Genomic DNA, 17234 nt, shown 5'->3' with positions numbered 1-17234 from the left:
GTTACCGGGCGGCCGCTTGCCAATCGAATTTTGCGCTGAGAGACAGTGATGCGGCCTTACTCGCCGAGCGCCGCCTGCATCAGCGCCTGCGTCGCAGGATCGAAAATGATCGTCCCGTCGGCAAGGCCCTTTGCCATCTCCTTGCCCAGCTCGACGCCGAACTGGTCGAACGGATTGATGCCGAGCAGCACCGCATTGGCAAAGACCCGGTGCTCATAGAAAGCGATCAACGCGCCCAGGGTGCGCGGCGTGACCTGATCGAGCAGGATCGTCGTCGAAGGACGATTTCCCGGATAAGCGCGCGCACCATCGTCACTAGCCTTGCCGGTCATCAGCGCGGCACCCTGCGCGATGCAGTTGGCCACAAGCGTCTCGTGATGCGCATCGTCGAGCAGATGGTCGGGCTCGCGCGCTACGACGAATTCGACCGGTGTCAGGTGCGTGCCCTGATGCAGCAGCTGGAACACCGCATGCTGCGCATCGGTGCCGACGCCGCCCCAGGTGATCGGCGCGGTCTGCTGCGCCAGCGGAGCGCCGTCGAGCGTCACCGATTTGCCGTTCGATTCCATTTCGAGCTGCTGGAGATAGGAGGGCAACAGCCGCAGGCGCTCGTCATAGGCAAAGACCGCGCGCGTCTGACAGCCGAGGCGGTTGGTATAGATCTGGTCGACAAAGGCCGCGAGGAGACAGACATTGTCGGCGCCATCGGCCAAACGGAAATGGCGGTCCATCTCGGCCGCACCTTCCAGCATGTCGGCAAAGGCATCCCAGCCGAGCGCCAGCGCCGCGGGAAAGCCGATCGACGACCAGAGCGAATAGCGGCCGCCGACGGCCTCGTTGAACGGCAGGATGCGCGTCTCGTCGATCCCCCACTCCATCGCGCGTTCGGGGCTGGCGGTGAGCGCGATGAAGCGGCCCAGCGCATCGTCGACCCCGCCTTCTTCCAGCCATTGCAGCGCAGATGCTGCGTTGAGCAATGTCTCGGTCGTGGTGAACGTCTTCGAGGCAACCGCGACGAGCGTATAGGCGGGGTCGAATTGGGCGAAAGCCTCGGCAAGCGCAGCACCGTCGACATTCGATACGACCGCGACATCATAGCGCTCGCTTTGCCGCCCGAGCGCATCGATCAGCAGGTCGGGGCCGAGTGCCGAGCCTCCGATCCCAATGTGGAGCAAATGGCGGATCTCGCCGAACGCGCCGGCCTCGATCGCATCGACCATCATCCGCATCCGCTGATGCAGCGCCTGCGCAACGTGCACGGACTCGGGCGCGCCCTCGCCGCGCTCCGCGCTATGTTCCGCGGCGCGATTTTCGGTGGGGTTGGCGATCCCGCCCGCAAACAGAGTCTTGCGACGGCCGGTGAAATCCTGCGCGGCGGCCAGATCGCCCAGAATCGCTGTCGCGGCGTCATCAAGGTGCGTCTTGGCGAAATCGAAACGGATGTCGGCAACGCTGCGAACCAGAGCCTGAAGGCGCGCCTCGGGGGCCGTTACCACCAGATCGGCCAGATTTTGCGGTTGCCAGCCGGAAAGCGCCTGCCAGGCCTCGGATGCCTTCGTCATCGTAATTCCCTTGGTTTTCCATTCGCATCGAGCGACGTCGCGGCGCCGCGCGGTGCGGCGCCGCACCGATGGGCATCTTGACTTCGCGCGATGCGAACGGGTTCAGATGTTGGCTCTTCTCTAGGGCCGGAGCGATCGACGCGCCAGCGCCATCCGCCGATATTTGCTTGACGTGCAGACCTATTCGTCGCCAATGCGCGGCATGACCGACGCCAGCGTAGCCGCCGATAATTCGCCCAGCCCGAGCAAGCCCGAGCCGGCCCCCATCTCCGCAAAGGAAGAAGCGGTCGATACCGCCCGCTTCCTCGTCTTGCTCGCGATCGCGGTGTTGATTTTCCGCAGCTTTTTCCTGTCGCCATTCAACATTCCGTCGGAATCGATGCAGCCGCGGCTGCTCATCGGCGACTATCTGCTCGTGAACAAGATGGCCTATGGCTATTCGAAATACAGCCTGCCGTTCAGCGTGCCGCTGATCCCGGGGCGCATTTTCGCGCGCACGCCCAACCGCGGCGACGTCGTCGTGTTCAAGGCGCCGCCGGTCAACGACAATGACTATATCAAGCGCGTCATCGGCCTGCCAGGCGATACCATCCAGGTGAAAGAGGGCATTGTCTGGCTGAATGGCCAGCCGCTCAAGCGCGAGCCGATGGCCGATTTCGTCATTCCGGTGACGCAGAACATGATCGACGCCTCGCGCACGACCGGAACCCTGCCCTGTTATGCGCCGCAGTTCGAGGAAGTCGGCACCAACGGCCAGCGCCAATGCCGCTACAAACAATTCCGCGAAACGCTTCCCAGCGGCAAAAGCTATGCGATCCTCGACATCACGCCGATCGCCCAGGACAATACAGACCCGGTCACGGTGCCCGCGGGGCATTTGTTCCTGATGGGCGACAACCGCGACCGCAGCGCCGACAGCCGCTTCCCCGCCGAGGAGAATCAGGGCATCGGCCTTGTTCCCGAGGAAAATCTGGTCGGTCACGCGATGGTCGGCATGTTCTCGACCGACGGCTCGGCAAGCTGGATCAATCCGATCAGCTGGGTCACGGCTGCGCGCTGGAGCCGCATCGGGGAAGGCTTTTGAACGACCGCGTTTCCGCGGAGACGATCGCAGCCATCACCGGCGCCGAGCCTCGCGACATGGGCCTCTATCATGAGGCGCTGACCCACGGCAGCAGCGGCGCGGGCGATTATCAGCGGCTCGAATTTCTTGGTGACCGCGTGCTCGGTCTCGTGATCGCGTCCGAACTCTTCCGCCGCTTCCCGAAAGCCGCCGAGGGCGAACTCTCGTCGCGCCTTCATGCGCTCGCCTCGGGCGAGACCTGCGCGCGCATCGCACAGGGTCTCGACCTCAATGCGCATGTCCATTTCGGCAGCCAGGCGCTCGGCGACGGCGGTCGCTATAGCGACAACATCGCCGCCGACGTGCTCGAAGCCCTGATCGGCGCGCTCTGGCTCGATCGCGGCGACGACGCAGCGCGTGACTTCATCGTCGCCAAATGGGGCGAGATGATCGCCGGTCAGGTCGCAGCGCCCAAACATCCCAAGGCAGCGCTCCAGGAATGGGCGCTCGCTCGCAAACGCAAACCACCCGAATACCGCCTCGTCCGCCGCGACGGCCCCGACCACGCGCCGCGCTTTCTGGTCGCGGTCGTGGTCGGCAAGCTCGCGGAGGCAGAGGGCGAAGGCGCGTCGAAACAGGCCGCCGAAAAGGCCGCAGCCGCGGCGTTGCTCGAACGACTGGCACAGGAAGATATAAAATGACCCACCGCTGCGGATTTGTCGCCGTCGTCGGCGCGCCCAATGCGGGCAAATCGACCATCGTCAACGCGCTCGTCGGACAGAAGGTCGCGATCGTCAGCCCAAAGGCACAGACGACGCGCACGCGCCTGATGGGGGTCGCGATGGACGGCGAAACCCAGATCGTCCTGATCGACACGCCGGGCATCTTCGCCCCTACCCGCCGGCTCGACCGCGCGATGGTCGCGGCGGCGTGGAACAGCCTCGATCAGGCCGAAGCGATCCTGGTGATGATCGACGCCGCTGCGAAGCTTGGAGAGCGTGCCGAGCGGGTGTTGCAAGGGATCGAGGGGCGGCCCGAGAAGAAGTTTCTCGTCCTCAACAAGGTCGACCTGACCAGGAAGGACAAGCTGCTGACGACCGCGACGCAGCTCAACGAGCGCGTCGCCTTCGACGAAACCTTCTTCGTCTCGGCGAGCACCGGCGACGGGGTTCCCGAATTGAAATCGACCCTCTCGGCGCTGATGCCCGAGGGGCCGTGGCATTTCCCGGAGGACGAAGTCAGCGACGCCCCCGAACGGATGCTCGCGGCCGAGATCACGCGCGAGCAGCTCTATCGCCAGCTCCACGAGGAACTGCCCTATCAGTCGACCGTCGAGACCGAGAAGTTCACGACGCGCAAGGACGGCAGCGCCGAAATCCACCAGCAGATCCTTGTCGCGCGCGACAATCAGCGCGCGATCATCCTTGGCCACAAGGGCGAACGCATCAAGGAAATCGGCAGCAAGGCCCGCGCCGAACTGACCGAGCTGCTGGGGCGCAACGTTCACCTGTTCCTGCATGTGAAGGTCAAGGCGAACTGGGACGAAGACCGCGGCGTCTATCGCGACATGGGGCTCGATTGGGTCGATTGAGGATATCAGGGGGCACTATGTCGAAGCCGAAATCAATCCAACTCTTTGATCGACTTTTTTTGGGCGCGATGGTGGTCGGAACGCTGAATTACGCCTTCCGCTGGAACGACACGCTCGATGCATTTACGCGACAACCCGAAGTGGCGAAGCTCGGTTGGGGCGCGGGTTACATGCTCTTCATCTTCGTCGGTGGAATGCTCGTAAACCTTGCGATCTGGTACTTCATCTCGCAGCGCGCGAGCAAAGTCGCCAAATGGATACAGGCGATATCCTATGTGATCGGCGCTATTTCGCTTGTCGTAAATTACGCCAACCCCGTGTCGCCAAAGGGCTTGGCGCTGGGAGTGACGCTTTTGATCTTCGCGGCTTATGGCTATGCCACATATCTGCTGTTCCGTCCGGACTCCGTCGAATGGTTCGACCGCAAACGCGTCGATCCCGACACGTTTCGCTGAGCATCAGACCCGCCGACAATCATTCGGCTCGGGCAATCCGTCGAAGCGCGCGCCGATCCAGCTGATCGTTTCCTGCGCACTCTCGCGCGCGGCATCGACATGCCCGCCCGTCATATCGATCCAGCGCAATTTTGCGCCACGCCGACAGACGGCTTTGGCGAATTTACGCGTGACGGCGGGGGCAATGATCGTGTCGTTGCTGCTCTGCGCGATCAGCAACGGACCGGACACGCGCGCAGCGTCGACGCTGTTGGCGCGGGCGAAGCTTCCCCACGGCTCGATCTTCGCGATATCCTTGTTCTTCGTCGCGCGCACGATCGTCAGCACGCCCAATATCATGCCGAACTTCGGCTTCTTTTCCAGACTGATGCAGTTGTTTTCGGCCAACCGGCGGATGATCCCCTGATTGGTGCGGCTGGCAATCTTGTCCATCGAGAAACCATAGAGCGTCGACCAGCTGTGCAGTGTGAAGGACAACAGCAGCGCACGGGCGTTCTTGTCGCTGCCATCGCGCAGGTTGGCGGCCAGATCGGTCGGCGGCGCGGCGGCGGCGGTGGCAACGAGCGTCAGATCGGGGGCATAGCTTCGCGCGGCGATCGCGGTCCACAGCGCGGCGTGGCCGCCCTGCGATTCGCCCCATACGGCAAAGCTGCTGCCCGCTGCGGCGCCCGGAATCTGACGCGTCGCGCGGACGGCGTCGAGGACGGAATTGGCGGTATCGGGGCCGACGAGGATCGGGTGCATCGTCGGGTTGCCAAGGCCGATATAATCGGGAGCAACAACCACATAGCCCTGTCGGACCGCGTCGATTCCGGCGGTCGCGGCGAAGAAATTGGGACTGATCGATGGCGCGCATTTCTCGGCGACACCCCACGCGCCATGCGTCCAGGCAATCACCCGGCGCGGTCGCGCCGGAATGGCCTCCATTGGCGCAGCGACAATCCCCGTCACCTGAAACAGCGCGCCATTCTGGTTCGCCGTCCAGTATCGCACCTGCCAGGCCTGCACGCCGGGCGGCGTGTCCTGCATCGGCACGGCGGATATCAACGTGCCGGGCTGCTGCGCCGCGGCGGGCGTGGCAACCATGGCGAGGAGCGTGAGCATTGTGGCAAGCAAGCGGCGCATCGAAATACCTCCCGATGAACTACCCTAACACGCTCGAACACGGTCGTCATCCCGGCGAAGGCCGGGATCTCAACGTCGATTTCTGACGCATTGGCAAGATCCCGGCCTTCGCGGGGATGACGTGATATTCGGGGTTAGTCCTTTTTCGCAGCTTTCTTTGCCGGCGCCTTCTTTGCGGCGGGCTTCTTGGCGGCCGCTTTCTTCGGTGCAGCTTTCTTCTTGCCCTTTGCCGGCCCCTTCGCAGCGCGTGCGTCGATCAGCGCGATGGCTTCTTCCTCCGTCAGCGCGTCGGCTTCGACCGTCTTCGGAAGCGTAGCGTTGGTCGTGCCGTCGGTGACATAGGGGCCGAAACGCCCGGCCATCAGTTTCATTTCACCGCCACTGACCGGATGCGGGCCAAAGGTCTTGAGCGGTTCGGTCTTTCCGCGCCCGCGGCCACCCCCGGCGGCTGCCTCGGCGATGCGGACGACCGCGGCGTTCATGCCGATGTCAAAGATTTCGGTGGTACCCGTCAGCTTCGCATATTTGCCGTCGTGAAGCAGATAGGGGCCATAGCGGCCGAGACCCGCCATGATCGGCTTGCCGCTTTCGGGATGATCGCCGACCTCGCGCGGCAGGCTCAGCAGCCGCAGCGCATAGTCGAGGTCGAAATCTTCCGCCGGAATATCCTTCGGGATCGACGAGCGTTTTGCCTCCTTGCCGTCTCCCAGCTGGATGTACGGACCGAAACGTCCGCTGCGCTTCGATACTTCCAGCCCGCTTTCCGGATCGGAGCCCATCGTTTCGGGGCCAGTGTCGGCTCCATCGCTGCCGCCCGGCTGCGCGAACTTCCGCGTGAATTTGCAATCCGGGTAATTGCTGCACGCGATAAAGGGTCCGAATTTGCCGCCGCGCAGCGCGAGCCGCCCGGTGCCGCAGTTGGGGCACAGGCGCGGATCGCTGCCGTCGCCCTTGTCGGGGAAAAGATAAGGGCCGAGGAATTCGTCGAGCGCCGCGGTAATCTCCGACGGCTTCTGCTCCATCACTTCACCGGTGCGCGGCTTGAAATCGCGCCAGAAGCGTTCGAGTACCGCCTGCCACTGCGCGCGGCCACCCGACACATCGTCAAGCTCTTCCTCAAGCCCGGCGGTGAAATCATATTCGACATAGCGGCCAAAGAAACGTTCGAGGAACGCGGTCAACAACCGCCCGCTTTCCTCGGGAATGAAACGGTTCTTCTCGACGCGCACATAGGCGCGGTCCTTCAGCACTTGCAGGATCGAGGCATAGGTCGACGGGCGCCCGATGCCCAGCTCCTCCATCCGCTTGACCAGGCTCGCTTCCGAATAGCGCGGCGGCGGCTGCGTCTCGTGTTTCTCGACCTCGATGCCGGTCTTGGCGGGCGCATCACCCTTTTCCATCGCCGGCAGCAGGCGCGCGTCCTCGTCTTCGGCGTCGTCGCGGCCTTCATCATAAAGGGCTAGGAAGCCGGGGAACTTGACCACCTGCCCGGTCGCGCGCAGCACCGTCTTGCCGGTGCCGTCGCTCAGATCGACGCTCGTGCGTTCAAGTCGCGCCGAGGCCATCTGGCTTGCAAGTGCCCGTTTCCAGACCAGATCGTACAGCCGCGCGTGATCGCCGCCGCCGACCTTGTCCTTGCCGAAATCGGTCGGACGGATCGCTTCGTGCGCTTCCTGCGCATTCTTCGCCTTCGTCTGGTACTGGCGCGGCTGGTCGGGGACATAGCCGCCGTCATAGCGGGTCGCGATCGCCTTGCGCGCGGCGCTGATCGCGCTGTGATCCATCTGAACGCCATCGGTACGCATATAGGTGATCGCGCCGTCCTCATACAGGTCCTGCGCGACGCGCATCGTGTGGCTGGCCGAAAAACCGAGCTTGCGAGCGGCCTCCTGCTGCAACGTCGAGGTCGTGAAGGGCGGCGGCGGGTTGCGGGTGAGCGGCTTGGTTTCGACTAGATCAACGGAGAAATGACCGGCCTTCACATCAGCTTCGGCAGCGCGAGCATCGGCTTCGGTGCCGATCGACAGCCGTTCGATCTTGTCGCCGCGCCAACGCGACAGCCGCGCCCGGAACGGCGTGCCCGCCATTTCGAACAGCCCTGTTACCGACCAATATTGCTGCGCGACAAAAGCTTCGATCTCGCGTTCGCGCTCGACGATCATGCGCAGCGTCACCGACTGGACACGGCCCGCGGACTTCGCGCCGGGCAGCTTGCGCCACAACACCGGCGACAGGGTAAAGCCGACCAGATAGTCGAGCGCTCGGCGCGCGCGATATGCGTCGATCAGATCGTCGTCGAGCGCGCGCGGGTGCGCCATCGCGTCGGTCACCGCTTGCTTGGTGATGGCATTGAACGTCACGCGGTCGACGACAGAAGGCAGCGCTTTCTTGCTGCGCAGCAATTCCTGCACATGCCAGCTGATCGCTTCGCCTTCGCGGTCAGGGTCAGTCGCGAGGATCAGACGATCGGCGGTCTTCGCGGCGTCCTGGATGTCCTTCATCCGTTTCGCCTTGTCGGGGTACAGCTGCCACTGCATGGCAAAGCTGTCGTCCGGATCGACCGAGCCGTCCTTCGGCGGCAAGTCGCGGACATGGCCGTAGGACGCCAGAACCTTGAAATCGCGACCGAGGTATTTCTCGATCGTCTTCGCCTTTGCGGGCGACTCCACAATCACCAATTGCATTGAAAATCTTATCCCCGGAAACTCTCTACGTACGTACGCGCGAGGGTGGCGGGCGTCCGGTCCTCCCGTCAAGGGGGAAATCGGACGCCTGCCCGGGGATCAACGCCTCACTGGTTCTGCCATTGGAAGTCGGTGGGCAGGATGCATTTGCCCGCGTCATATTGGCCGACGCTGCGAATGACTTCCTGATCATCGGGTTCGATCCGACGGCCGCTGATCTGGCTGTCGATCACACGGCGGACGAGCGCGTCGAGCTTTGTGACAAGGTAGCAATCGACCGCTGGCGCCGCGTGCGGATTGCCGACTCCGCTGTCGTCGGTCAGGAACAGATACCGCGACTGGGTCGCCGCCGCCATCGCGCGCATCGCATATTCGGCCTTGTCGGCGACCCCCGACGCGGCGACCGGGGTAATGTGGATCCGTTTGGCGCGCGCCGCTTCCGCCGCTTTCCACGTCCGCCCGAACTGTTCGTCATGCGGCGGCGCGTCGGCCACGAGCAGCAGCGATTTCACCGCATCGGGGCGCCAGTCCTGCTCGACCGCGCGGATCAATGCCTGATCCATCGCTTCGGGATAGTCGCCGCCGCCGTTCGCATCCTGTCGCGCCAGCGCGCCTTGCACACGTCCGATGTCGCGGTCGAACGCAACCGTGCGCGTCACATAATCGTCGCCGAGGTCGCGATAGAAGACAAAGCCGATGCGGATGTCGAGATCGCGATGCTTCGCCGTGATCGATGCGATGATCGATCGTACCTCGGACTGGAGGTAACGGATCTCGTCACCCATGCTCCCCGTCGTATCGACGACGAGCATAAGGTCGAGCTTCGTCGCTTTCACCGCCGCCTGGTTCGCCGTGAGTCCGACGGTCTGAGCGCCGGGCGCGCTGCTGACGAGGACCGGGCGCGCGTCGGCAATCGTCCGCCCGCTCTTCTTCGCCGACACCGTGATCCGCTCGCTCAGCCGGTCGAGGCCGGGGAAGAAGACTGCGCTACCGTCCGCATGCGTCGCCATCGTGATGCTGTTGCCGTCGCTGCAGGTTACGACGACATCGGCGAACGGGATCGGCTGGCCGCTGCGATCGTTCACCTTCACCGTGACGACACGCATCGTGTCGACGCGCGGCAGGTCGCGCACGTCCTGGCCCAGATTGCCGCTGCGGTTCACATAGGCGGCATAAAGTTCGGGGTTGAGCAGATCGTCATGCTCGCCTGCCGTCAACAGGCCCGACTGTGGCTGCGGCTGCGGCTGCGGGCGAGGATATGGCCGCGGCGGCATCACCGATGACGCGCTGCGCTCGTCATAATCCGCCGACGAACCCGGCGCCGGCGGAGCGACAGTACCCGCGGCAGCATCGCCGATCGTCGTCACCGGACTCACCGATTCCATCGCTGGCGACGAAACACGCGATCCGACGACCGCTACCGACGCTTCTTCGTCGGAAAGACTATAGGTCGGTTCCGCCATCACTGGCGGAGGCGGAGGCGGAGGTGGCGGCGGAGGAGGAGGAGGCGGTGGATAGGGCGCCTCCATCGCAGCGTCGCTGTCGCGCGCGATCCCCCCGCTCGTCTTTGCGGCGTCAGGGCTTTGCTGCGGCCGTGGCTGCACTTCGGGATCGAGGCGTGGCAGCGGATCGGCATTGCGGCAGAACCCTTGCTGCGCGGACGGCGCCATCGCATAGGCCATCGCGACTGGTAGCGGCCCGGGTCCCGAACTTAGCACCGCAAACATCGTGACACCCGTCAAAAACCGGCTTCGCATCATCCAACTCCCCGCATGTGATACAATATCATAAACCTGTCGCTCGGCCGCTGAACCGTGGCTGAACCGCGATAAATGACTAGTGGCGGGGGTGATGACGCGCTGTGCAGCGCGTCACATGAGCGAAACGCGTGCGCCGGCGTGACGGGTGACGCGGCCCGTAAGCTCGAGTTCGAGCAGGACAAGCTGCACCGCGGCGGCGGGCCTGCCCGATTGCCGCACAATCTCGTCGACTGCGACCGGGGTGGGGCCGAGCAATCCGGCGACGGCATCGCGATCGCCGTCGCCAGTATCCACAATCGCAAGGGTCTCGATGAAAGCCCGTCGCGGCTCGCGCGCCATTCGCGCGTCGATTGGACCCAGAGCTTCCAGCACATCGTCGACGCTCTGGATCAATATCGCGCCCTCGCGGATCAACTGGTTACAGCCCTGCGCGCGCGGATCGAGCGGAGAACCGGGGACCGCCATCACTTCGCGCCCGAAATCGCCCGCCCGACGCGCAGTAATCAACGATCCCGATTTCGGCGCCGCCTCGATCACCAGCGTTCCTTGCGCAAGCCCCGCAATGATGCGGTTGCGCGCCGGAAAATGGCGCGCGAGCGGCTCGGTGCCCGGGGGCTGTTCGGCGATCATCAACTGGTCGCTCGCGATCTTTTCCTGCAGCGCTGCATTTTCGGGCGGAAAGGCCACGTCGATCCCGCTCGCGATCACCGCCGCAGTCGATCCGCCGAGCGCGCCGACGTGCGCGGCCGTATCAACTCCGCGCGCCAGTCCGCTCACCACCGTGATACCACGCGCCGTCAGATCGACGGCCATCTGCCGCGCGAAACGGCACGCGATCGCGGAAGCATTGCGCGCACCGACAATCGCGATGCATGGTCGTTGCAGCATCGCCATGTCGCCGCGAATGATGACAGCGGGAGGCGCGCCCTCGACCTCGCGCAGCAACGGCGAATACTCCTCTTCGTCGCTGAATATGTGCCGCGCGCCGAGTGCGGCGACGCGATCGATTTCACGCGTTGCGACCTCGACCGAAGCGATGCGCGGCTTCCCCGATCCGCCACGAAGCGCGAGATCGGGCAATGCTTGGAGCGCCGCTTCGCCCGACCCAAAGCGCTGCATCAATTGATGCCAGCTGACAGGGCCGACGTGCGGCGTGCGGATCAGGCGCAAACGCGCCAACCGCTCGGCTGGCGTCATTCAGCGACATCCTTTTTCGATCCGATACGCGGCTCGGTCCCGGCGCGTAGCCGCGCAATATTTTCGCGGTGACGCCAGAGTATGATCACCGCGAGCCCGGCGAGACCGACCGCATAGACCGGATAGCCGAAGCCAAGCGCTGCAATGGGCGCGGACAAGGCTCCCACCATTCCGCCAAGCGACGAGATGCGCGCGAGCAGGACCGTCGCGAGCCACGCCACCGCGAAAACCAGCCCGATCGGCCAAGCAAGTGCGAAGGACAGGCCGAGCAGCGTCGCCACCCCCTTGCCGCCGCGAAACTTCAGCCACACCGGATAGCAATGGCCGACCATCGCGGCAGCGCCCGCAATCATCGCGCCGTCCTGCCCAAGCTCCGGCATGAAATGCCGCGCGAGCAGCACCGCTGCCGCACCCTTGGCGCCGTCGAGGATCAGCGTCCCCGCCGCCAGCCCCTTGCGCCCGGTGCGCAACACATTGGTCGCACCGATATTGCCCGAACCGATCTGCCGCAGGTCGCCCGCGCCGAACAGGCGCGTCAGGATGATGCCGAAGGGGATCGAGCCGAGCAGGTAACCGACGGCGACCAACAAAAATATCGTCATGAAAACCCCTGCTCCGTTCGCGCGCAGTGTGGCGATATTGCGGAAAGCAATCAATGCATACGAACAGGGAAGCTGCCAGAACGGACCCTTATCCTTCGGCGAATGCAGCGCATCAACCCGGCGATGTGGGTGATTGAGAGCTTTCCACATGCCTGCTAACCCCCTCGCCATGCCCGACCCCGCCGCAGACGCGCCCATCCTCTTTCTCGACAGCGGCCTTGGCGGCCTCACCGTGCTCGGCCCGACGCGCGCGCTGCTGCCGACGGCGCGCTTCGTTTATGCTGCCGATTACGCCGGCCTGCCCTATGGCCAGAAGAGCGAAGCCGAGCTCGCTGCGCGCGTCCCTGCGCTGCTCGGGCGGCTTGTCGAGCGATACCAACCGCGGCTTGCCGTCATCGCTTGCAACACCGCCTCGACGATCGCGCTGTCGCATGTCCGTGCCGCGCTTGACCTGCCGATCGTCGGCACCGTCCCGGCGATCAAACCCGCCGCCGAACTGACCAAGACCGGCGTCATCGGGGTGCTTGGCACCGAGGCGACGGTCCGCCAGCCCTATGTCGACGATCTCAGCGCAAAATTTGCCGGCGACAAGACCATCCTGCGCCACGGCAGCCCGGGCCTGGTCACCGGTGCCGAAGCAAAGCTGCGCGGCGAGCCCGTCGACCCCGCCGTCATTGCGCGTGCCATAGCGGGCCTGCGCGACCAGCCGGGCGGCGACGCGCTCGACGTCATCGTTCTCGCCTGCACCCATTTCCCGCTCCTCCAGCCGGAATTGCAGGCGGCCGCAGGCGCCCAAGTCCGGCTGATCGATGGCGCGGCAGGGATCGCACGCCGCGTCGCCTACCTCACCCAAGGCCAGTCGTGGCCCGCCGAAGCATCGCCCGGGATCGCGGTCTTCACGCGCAGCGACGATCGCCCGCCACCCCCGCTCGCCGCTCTGGCCGCGTATGGCATCGGCAGCATCGAGACAATTTGACCTAGCTCCTGCGAATCGTTCGCACTGGATTTCGGGCGATATCAACGTTATTGCCGCGCCGAATACCGTCGCCGGAGGGAGCGGCGTTGCCACCTGAATGCGGGGCTGGAACGTGAACTATAACGATATTTTCGCTCGGGCGATCGACCGGCTGCACGAAGAAGGGCGCTATCGCGTCTTCATCGACATCTTGCGCAATCGCGGTGCTTTTCCCAACGCGCGCTGCTTCGCCGGTCACAATGGGCCGAAGCCGATCACGGTCTGGTGCTCGAACGACTATCTCGCGATGGGCCAGCACCCCAAAGTCATCGAAGCGATGGAAGAGGCGCTGCACGATGTCGGCGCCGGTTCGGGCGGCACGCGCAACATCGGCGGCAACACGCATTATCATATCGACCTCGAGCACGAGCTTGCCGACCTGCATGGCAAGGACGGCGCGCTGCTGTTCACCTCGGGCTACATCTCTAATGAAGCGACGCTGGGCACGCTGGGCAAGCTGCTGCCGAACTGCATCATCTATTCGGACGAGCTCAACCATGCCTCGATGATTGCGGGCATCCGTAATTCGGGCTGCGAAAAGCGCGTATGGCGCCACAACGACCTCGCCCATCTCGAAGAGCTGATGGCCGAAGACGATCCCGAAGCAGCCAAGCTGATCGCGTTCGAAAGCGTCTATTCGATGGACGGCGACGTCGCCCCGATCCACGCGATCTGCGACCTCGCCGAGAAGTATAACGCGCTCACCTATTGCGACGAGGTCCATGCGGTCGGCATGTACGGCCCGCGCGGCGGCGGCATCACCGATCGCGACGAAGCGGCGCACCGCGTGACGATCATCGAAGGCACGCTCGGCAAAGCGTTCGGCGTGATGGGCGGCTATATCGCGGCCGACAAGAATATCATCGACGTAATCCGCAGCTATGCACCCGGCTTCATTTTCACGACCAGCCTGTCGCCCGTGCTCGTCGCGGGCGTGCTCGCCAGCGTGCGCCACCTGAAATCGTCGAGCGTCGAGCGCGAGGCGCAGCAAAGCGCCGCCGCTTACCTCAAGCAAAGCTTCCGCGACGCCGGCCTGCCGGTGATGGATTCGACGACGCACATCGTCCCGCTGATGGTCGGCGACCCGGTGCGCGCGAAGAAGATCAGCGACATTTTGCTCGCCGAATATGGCGTCTATGTTCAGCCGATCAATTATCCCACCGTCCCGCGCGGCACCGAACGCCTGCGCTTCACGCCGGGTCCGGCACATGACGAGGCGATGATGCGCGAACTGACGATCGCGCTGACCGAGATTTGGGGTCGGCTCGAACTGGAACTGCGCAAGGCCGCGTGACGAACGCACCGGGGTATGACGAGGTCGTACTGGGGCGCCGCTCGATCCGCGGCTTCCTCGACAAGCCCGTTCCGAAAGCTCTGCTTGCTGAGGTGATCGAGGTGGCGATGCGCGCGCCCTCATCATTCAACAACCAGTGCTGGAACTTCTCGGTCGTCACCGGTTCCGCGCTCGACGCGATCCGCAAGGGCAATACTGACGGTATCCTCGCCGGCATCCCCGACAGCCGCGAGTTTCGCCGTTTCGACGGCATCGCCGACGACCATCGCGCCCGGCAGATCGAGATCGCGAAGCAATTGTTCGGCGCGATGGGCATCGCGCGCGACGACAAGGACGCGCGGCAGGATTGGGTGCTGCGCGGCTTCCGCCAGTTCGACGCGCCGGTCAGTGTCGTCGTCACCTATGACCGCGTGCTGCTGGGCAGCGACATCGCGCCGTTCGACTGCGGCGCGGTTACCAACGCCCTCGTCAATGCCGCGTGGTCGCGCGGGCTCGGCTGCGTGATCAACAGCCAGGGCATCATGCAAAGCCCCGTGGTGCGCGAACATGCCGGCATCCCCGACGATCAGGTCATCATGATCTGCGTCGCAATGGGCTGGCCCGAGGCGGATTTTCCTGCGAACGCGGTCGTGTCGAACCGCAAAAGCGTCGCCGACGCCGTTCGGTTTGTCGGCTTCGACGACTAGCGCTCGTCAGGCGCGCGCATCATTCCCCAGAAATGCGGGCCGCCGTTCGGCACGTCCCATTCGACCTGCGTGGCGAACCCCAGCCTTTCGTAGAGCGGCACATTTGCAGCCGTCGCAGTCTCCAGCCAGCACGGCAGTCCCTCGCCGTCAGCGACAGCGGTTTGGGCGCGAATGATCCGCCCGCCATGGCCTTTTCCCTGATGTTCGGGGCGAACGCCGACATAGTGGAGGTACCAGAATCGCCCTCTCGGCCGGTGCGCATCGATGCTGTTCTGTACCGTCAACCCGCGCGGCAAGGCTGTGCCGAAAGTCGCCACAAGCGGGATAACCGTGCGCAGAAACTCAAGCATGCCGCTATGCGCCCGACCCGGCGTACGCCACAGCGCCGCCGCTTCGTCGCCATCTGAACGAAGAGCAACGCCGGCGCGCATGTCGGCAGGAACGAGGGCGCGGAACAATCCGCGAAGCGCGCTCGCTCGACGAGCGGGATCGGGGATGATCCACGAAAGCGCCGGGTCGATCTGAAACGCCTGCGCCAATGTCTCGACGATAGCCGGACGATCGTCACTGTTCGCCGATAAAATTATCGTCATATATTTTCACGCCCCGTTCTTGCGAGCGAAGCGAAGCAATCCGGAGCGGCATAAGCAAGCCCTGGATTGCGGCTTCCCCCGGATCAAGGCCGAGTTCACGCAAGGATGGGGCGTAAAAGTCAGTCCCTGCAATACCCCTCGCCGGACTTCACGATCAGGCATTCCTTCTTGCCCGCGAGATATTTGAGGCCGGTTTCGTCGCCGCTGCCGCTGCGCAGGCTCAGTTCCTCGCTGCCGCGCTTGAACTTGATCCCATGCTCGCTGTCTTCGCCGTCATAGGTGCCCTTGGTGTCGAGATCCGATTGCATCTCGAGCTTGTACTTGCCGGGCTCAGCGGTCGTGATCGTGGCATACATGCCCTCGACGCCCGTCCATTTGCCGGCCCAGCTTGCGAAGCGGTGCGGCGCGGTCGCGGGATCGGTTGCCTCGGCACCCTCGGCGGGAACAGTCTCGACGGGCACTTCCTCGGTCGTCGTTTCCGCGGGTGCGGGCGCCTCGGCCTTCTGGCAGCCTGCCAGCAGAACCAGCGCCGTGGCGCTCGCCATAATCATGCTCTTGTGCATCATGCTTCTCCTTCGCCGTTCAAACGCGTGGCTGCGGATATGTTTCCGCGGCTATTCCGTAATGATCTCCGCGAACTTCAGCGGATCGACGTTGCCGCCCGACAGCGTGACGAGCGTCGCAGCGGTCGGCGCGACCTTCCCCGCCAGCACTGCCGCCAGCGCCGCTGCGCCGCCGGGTTCGACGACCAGGTGCAGCCTTTCGAAGATCAGGCGCATCGCGTCGCGCACTTCGCGCCGCGTCACGACGACGCCGCGCACGCCGCGCGCCTGCAGCACCGCGAAATTGATCGGCCAGGTCTCGGGCGTCTGGAGCGCGTCGCACTCGGTGGGATAGGCCAGGTCGGCGACCGACAGGATCTGGCCCGCCGCCAGGCTGCGCGTCACATCGTCCCAGCCCTCGGGTTCGACCGCGACGATCGCGGCGTCGGGACAGGCGAGCGCCAATCCCGCCGACAACCCGCCGCCGCCGCAGCAGGCGACGACCTGATCGGGGCCGTCGATCCCGCGCGCTTTCATCTGCGCGGCCGCTTCGATGCCGACGGTCCCCTGCCCCTCGATGATCCATGGATCGCCATAGGCATGAACCAGCGTCCCGCCACGCTCGGCGAGCAGCTTCGCCGCCACCGCATCGCGCGATTCGGTGACGCGGTCATACAGCACCACCTCGGCGCCGAGCTTGCGCGTCGCGGCCAGCTTCATCGCCGGCGCGTTGCTTGGCATGACGATCGTCGCCTTGATCCCCAGCCGCTTTGCCGCCCAGGCAACGCCCTGCGCATGGTTGCCGCTGGACACGCCGACGACGCCGTCATTCGCCTGTTCGGGCGTCAAGTCGGTCAGCCGGTGCCACGCGCCGCGGATCTTGAACGCGCCCACGGGTTGCAGGCATTCGGCCTTGCACCAGATCGTCTTGCCGTCGATTTCCAGCGGTAGGAGCGGAGTTTGCGGCAGCAGTGCAGCCACTTTCGCTGCGGCGCGTTCGACACCCGCGAGCGTGGGCGCTCGGTCGGGGTTCAGCAGGGTATCGGGGCTTTGCTGTGTCATGGC

16 protein-coding genes are annotated in these 17234 nt (G+C 64.6%); 7 read left to right on the top strand and 9 right to left on the bottom strand.

Going from position 1 to position 17234, the window contains the following annotated elements; translation table 11 throughout:
• Positions 1-56: 56 nt before the first annotated feature.
• Positions 57-1562: a glucose-6-phosphate isomerase gene (pgi, locus tag ACO055_RS02345; RefSeq protein ID WP_422061008.1), complete on the bottom strand. Its 1506-nt coding sequence runs from the start codon at positions 1560-1562 to the stop codon at positions 57-59.
• A 265-nt stretch (positions 1563-1827) separates the two neighbouring features.
• Between pgi and lepB the strand changes: the two genes are divergently transcribed.
• Genes lepB through ACO055_RS02325 form a run of 4 tightly spaced genes read left to right on the top strand, consistent with a single transcriptional unit; the run spans position 1828 to position 4671 of the window.
• A complete protein-coding gene (lepB, locus tag ACO055_RS02340; RefSeq protein ID WP_422062397.1) occupies positions 1828-2646 on the top strand; it encodes a signal peptidase I in 819 nt (272 codons plus the stop codon).
• A complete protein-coding gene (rnc, locus tag ACO055_RS02335) occupies positions 2643-3326 on the top strand; it encodes a ribonuclease III (protein ID WP_422061007.1) in 684 nt (227 codons plus the stop codon). The genes lepB and rnc overlap by 4 nt, the downstream gene beginning before the upstream one ends.
• Positions 3323-4216 carry a GTPase Era gene (gene era, locus ACO055_RS02330; protein ID WP_422061006.1) on the top strand — a complete coding sequence of 298 codons (894 nt, stop codon included), beginning with the start codon at positions 3323-3325 and terminating at the stop codon, positions 4214-4216. Before rnc ends, era begins: the two co-directional genes overlap by 4 nt.
• A gap of 17 nt (positions 4217-4233) precedes the next feature.
• Positions 4234-4671, top strand: coding sequence for a hypothetical protein (locus ACO055_RS02325; RefSeq protein WP_422061005.1), 438 nt, complete (start codon positions 4234-4236; stop codon positions 4669-4671).
• A gap of 3 nt (positions 4672-4674) precedes the next feature.
• Here ACO055_RS02325 and ACO055_RS02320 read toward each other — a convergent pair whose 3' ends face one another.
• The 5 genes from ACO055_RS02320 to plsY all read right to left on the bottom strand — a co-directional run bounded on the left by ACO055_RS02320 (position 4675) and on the right by plsY (position 12039).
• Entirely contained in the window at positions 4675-5796 is a 1122-nt protein-coding gene (locus tag ACO055_RS02320) for a lipase family protein (RefSeq protein WP_422061004.1), read from the bottom strand.
• 134 nt (positions 5797-5930) lie between these two features.
• Positions 5931-8480 carry a type I DNA topoisomerase gene (gene topA, locus ACO055_RS02315; RefSeq protein ID WP_422062396.1) on the bottom strand — a complete coding sequence of 850 codons (2550 nt, stop codon included), beginning with the start codon at positions 8478-8480 and terminating at the stop codon, positions 5931-5933.
• Between the two features lie 107 nt (positions 8481-8587).
• Positions 8588-10237 carry a vWA domain-containing protein gene (locus tag ACO055_RS02310; RefSeq protein WP_422061003.1) on the bottom strand — a complete coding sequence of 550 codons (1650 nt, stop codon included), beginning with the start codon at positions 10235-10237 and terminating at the stop codon, positions 8588-8590.
• A gap of 114 nt (positions 10238-10351) precedes the next feature.
• The gene (gene dprA, locus ACO055_RS02305; protein WP_422061002.1) at positions 10352-11437 is read right to left on the bottom strand and encodes a DNA-processing protein DprA; all 1086 of its coding nucleotides are present in this window, start codon (positions 11435-11437) and stop codon (positions 10352-10354) included.
• Positions 11434-12039, bottom strand: coding sequence for a glycerol-3-phosphate 1-O-acyltransferase PlsY (plsY, locus tag ACO055_RS02300; RefSeq protein ID WP_422061001.1), 606 nt, complete (start codon positions 12037-12039; stop codon positions 11434-11436). Before plsY ends, dprA begins: the two co-directional genes overlap by 4 nt.
• A gap of 169 nt (positions 12040-12208) precedes the next feature.
• On the opposite strand from plsY, the gene murI reads away from it, so the two are divergent.
• The 3 genes from murI (at position 12209) to ACO055_RS02285 (ending at position 15034) form a co-directional block, all read left to right on the top strand.
• On the top strand, positions 12209-13015 hold the full coding sequence (gene murI / locus ACO055_RS02295) for a glutamate racemase (protein ID WP_422061000.1): 807 nt from the start codon (positions 12209-12211) through the stop codon (positions 13013-13015).
• 97 nt (positions 13016-13112) lie between these two features.
• Positions 13113-14348, top strand: coding sequence for a 5-aminolevulinate synthase (gene hemA / locus ACO055_RS02290; protein WP_422060999.1), 1236 nt, complete (start codon positions 13113-13115; stop codon positions 14346-14348).
• Positions 14345-15034, top strand: coding sequence for a nitroreductase (locus ACO055_RS02285; protein WP_422060998.1), 690 nt, complete (start codon positions 14345-14347; stop codon positions 15032-15034). The genes hemA and ACO055_RS02285 overlap by 4 nt, the downstream gene beginning before the upstream one ends.
• Here ACO055_RS02285 and ACO055_RS02280 read toward each other — a convergent pair.
• The 3 genes from ACO055_RS02280 to ACO055_RS02270 form a co-directional block, all read right to left on the bottom strand.
• The gene (locus ACO055_RS02280; RefSeq protein ID WP_422060997.1) at positions 15031-15627 is read right to left on the bottom strand and encodes a GNAT family N-acetyltransferase; all 597 of its coding nucleotides are present in this window, start codon (positions 15625-15627) and stop codon (positions 15031-15033) included. The two genes, ACO055_RS02285 and ACO055_RS02280, sit on opposite strands and share 4 nt — an antisense overlap.
• A 119-nt stretch (positions 15628-15746) precedes the next feature.
• Positions 15747-16190, bottom strand: a complete 444-nt coding sequence (locus ACO055_RS02275) for a hypothetical protein (RefSeq protein WP_422060996.1) — start codon at positions 16188-16190, stop codon at positions 15747-15749.
• A gap of 51 nt (positions 16191-16241) precedes the next feature.
• Complete coding sequence (locus ACO055_RS02270; RefSeq protein WP_422060995.1) at positions 16242-17231, bottom strand: threonine ammonia-lyase; 990 nt, start codon at positions 17229-17231, stop codon at positions 16242-16244.
• Between the last annotated feature and the right edge of the window lie 3 nt (positions 17232-17234).

It is taken from the genome of Sphingopyxis sp. (assembly GCF_965227415.1).
In the GTDB taxonomy this organism is placed as follows: domain Bacteria; phylum Pseudomonadota; class Alphaproteobacteria; order Sphingomonadales; family Sphingomonadaceae; genus Sphingopyxis.
Note: the sequence above shows the minus strand (reverse complement) of the source record. Positions and strands in the feature narration are given on the sequence as shown.